The organism is Mycolicibacterium brisbanense, from assembly GCF_001570425.1.
Classification (GTDB): domain Bacteria; phylum Actinomycetota; class Actinomycetes; order Mycobacteriales; family Mycobacteriaceae; genus Mycobacterium; species Mycobacterium brisbanense.
Genome location: NZ_BCSX01000061.1, coordinates 1 through 2,950, shown reverse-complemented (window position 1 = coordinate 2,950; position 2,950 = coordinate 1). Strand labels below are relative to the sequence as shown.

The window sequence follows — 2,950 nt, the reverse complement described above, 5'->3', positions numbered from 1 at the left end:
GTTGCAGCCCGCTGATATCGATTACATCGAGGCGCACGGGACCGGTACGGCGTTGGGTGATCCGATCGAGTTGGACGCGTTGGCGCAGGTTTTCGCCGATCGTGGGGATGCTGCCCCGTTGGTGGTGGGTTCGGTGAAGACCAATCTGGGTCATCTCGAATCGGCTGCGGGGATCGCCGGTTTCATCAAAACCGTGCTCAGTGTGCGCTACGGCTACATCCCCAAACACCTCAACTTCCACCAACTCACCCCCCACGCCAGCCACGACGCCACCCGCTTGACCATCGCATCGTCGGCGTTGGAATGGCCCACCGTGCCGCGGCCGCGCCGGGCCGGGGTGTCTTCGTTCGGGGTCAGCGGGACCAACGCACACATCATCATCGAGCAGGCGCCGTCTCCCGAACCTGCGGTGTGGGAGCCGGATTCACCGGTGACGACGTTGGTGGTGTCAGGCAAATCGCCTCAGCGGATCGCCGCGACCGCGGCCATGCTCGCCCAGTGGATGACCGGCCCCGGCGCCGAAGTCCGACTCGCCGACGTCGCCCACACCCTCAACCACCACCGCACCCAGCACCGCAGCTTCGCCACCATCTGCGCGCGCGACCACACCCAGGCGGTTGCCGGACTGTCGGCCCTGGCGGCGGGCCAGGCGGCGGTCGGCGTCGTCGGCGCGCACGAGGGGCCGTGCCGGCCGGGCCGGGTGTTCGTCTACTCCGGACAAGGCTCCCAATGGGCCGGCATGGGCCGCCGACTACTCACCGACGAACCCGCCTTCGCGACCGCCATCGACACCCTCGAACCTGCCTTCCGGGCCGAGGTCGGGTTCTCTCTGCGAGAGGTGCTCGAGACGGCAGAACCGCTGACCGGTATCGAACGTATCCAGCCCGTGCTGACCGCCCTGCAACTCGCGTTGACCGAGTTGTGGCGGCACTACGGCGTGGTGCCCGACGCCGTCATCGGACACTCCATGGGCGAAGTCGCCGCCGCCGTCACCGCAGGCGCACTCAGCCCGGCCGAAGGACTGCGCGTCATCGCCACCCGCTCCCGCCTCATGGCACGCCTGGCCGGCCACGGCGCGATGGCACTGCTCGAACTCGATCCTGCCTCGACTCTGGGGTTGATCGCCGAGTACCCGGACGTGACACTGGCGGTCTATGCGTCACCGACCCAGACGGTGATCGCCGGCCCACCGGCCGACGTCGACATGTTGATCGCGAAGGTCGCGCAGCAGAACCGGTTGGCACGACGCATAGACGTCGACGTCGCGTCGCACCACCCGACCATCGATCCGGTGCTACCGGACCTGCGGGCTGCGTTGAGCGACCTCGCGCCGAAACCGCCGACGATCCCGATCATCTCGACCACCTACGACCAGAGTCAGACGCCGACACCGCGTTTCGACGCCGATCACTGGGTCGCCAACCTACGCCGCCCGGTACGGTTCAGTCAGGCTGTCGCGGCGGCCGGGGCCGATCATGCCACCTTCGTCGAGATCAGCCCGCACCCGCTGTTGACCCATTCGATCGCAGACACTCTCGCAGGCACGCACTTCCACACCGTGGCCACCCTGCAGCGCGATGGCGACGACACCCACACGTTCCACACCAATCTGAACTCGGCTCACACCGGTACACCACCGCCGACACCGCATCCGCCCGAACCGCATCCGGTGTTGCCCGCAACCCCGTGGCACCACACGCAGTTGTGGATCAAGCCGACGGCCCCGCAACGTCATGCGCACGCGGCGGGATCGAACGGATGGAACTATGAATCCGACTGGCCGATCGGGCCGATCACCGCTGCCGATACCGCGGGCGATGGCTCCTGGGTGGTGTTCGCCGACGACGGGCGCGCTGCCCAGGTGAGCAGTGCGATCGGAGACACAGCTGCCGTCACCGTCCTGCCGATGGACACCCTGGCAGACGGCGCAGCGGCAAGCGAGTTGCCGGACATTCTCGGCAGGGCCGCGAATGTTCTTTACGCCCCTGATCTTTCGGCTTCAGACCACTTACCCGAATGGGGTTACCGGCTGTTCAACACGGCCAGGCGCCTCACGGCCGCACTTTCCACGATGGCGGTACCACCCCGGATGTTCATCCTGGGACGGCGTGACGATCCCGACGATCACCCGGCAGGTGCGGCCGACGCCGTGCTGTGGGGGTTGGGGCGGGCGCTGGCGTCGGAGCACCCCGAGATCTGGGGCGGGGTCGTCGACATCGACGAGACCGAGCCAGCCGGCCCGGAGGCGGACGCAGAAGCGGCACCGGTCGGCGACATCAAAGACGTGTGGCGGGTCTGCGAGCCCCACGAACGTCGGACCCTGCTGCAGAACCATGTCGGCGTCCTGGTCGCCGCCGTGATGGGGCTCCCGTCACCTCAGTCGCTCAACCCCGACGCGGATTTCTTTGAGCTGGGCATGGATTCGTTGATGAACGTGATACTGCAACGCGCGCTTGCCGAGACCCTCGGCGAGGTACTGCCCCAGACAGTCGTTTTCGACTATCCGACGGTCACGGAGCTCGCCGACCACCTCGCCGAGATCGCCGACGCCGACCTACCGGAAAGCGTGGGTTGATTTTTATGGTTGGTGCTGGGGCGGATCGTCGGGCGATTATTGCTGAGGCGTTGCATCGGATTGATGAGTTGACGGCGCGGTTGGCGGTGGCTGAGCGTGCTGATGTTGAGCCGGTAGCTGTGGTGGGGTTGGGTTGTCGGTTGCCGGGTGGGGTGGGTTCTGCGGATCAGTTTTGGCAGTTGTTGCAGGACGGGCGTAGTGGGATTGTGCCGGTGCCGGGGGATCGGTGGGATGTTGAGGAGTTTTATTCGGCGGATTCGTCGGTGCCGGGGACGATTTGTTCGCGTGATGGTGGGTTTTTGACGTCGTGGTGTCCGGATGAGTTTGATGCGGAGTTTTTTGGGATTGCGCCGCGGGAGGCGGCGGCGATGGATC

2 protein-coding genes are annotated in these 2,950 nt (G+C 66.3%); both read left to right on the top strand.

Annotation, left to right across the window (positions count from 1 at the left end):
* Positions 1-2,575: acyltransferase domain-containing protein (locus tag RMCB_RS34240; RefSeq protein ID WP_084388688.1), on the top strand; the 2,575-nt coding region annotated here is incomplete at its 5' end.
* 5 nt (positions 2,576-2,580) lie between these two features.
* A partial coding sequence (locus tag RMCB_RS34235; RefSeq protein WP_267887355.1) for a beta-ketoacyl synthase N-terminal-like domain-containing protein occupies positions 2,581-2,950 on the top strand: 370 nt, incomplete at its 3' end.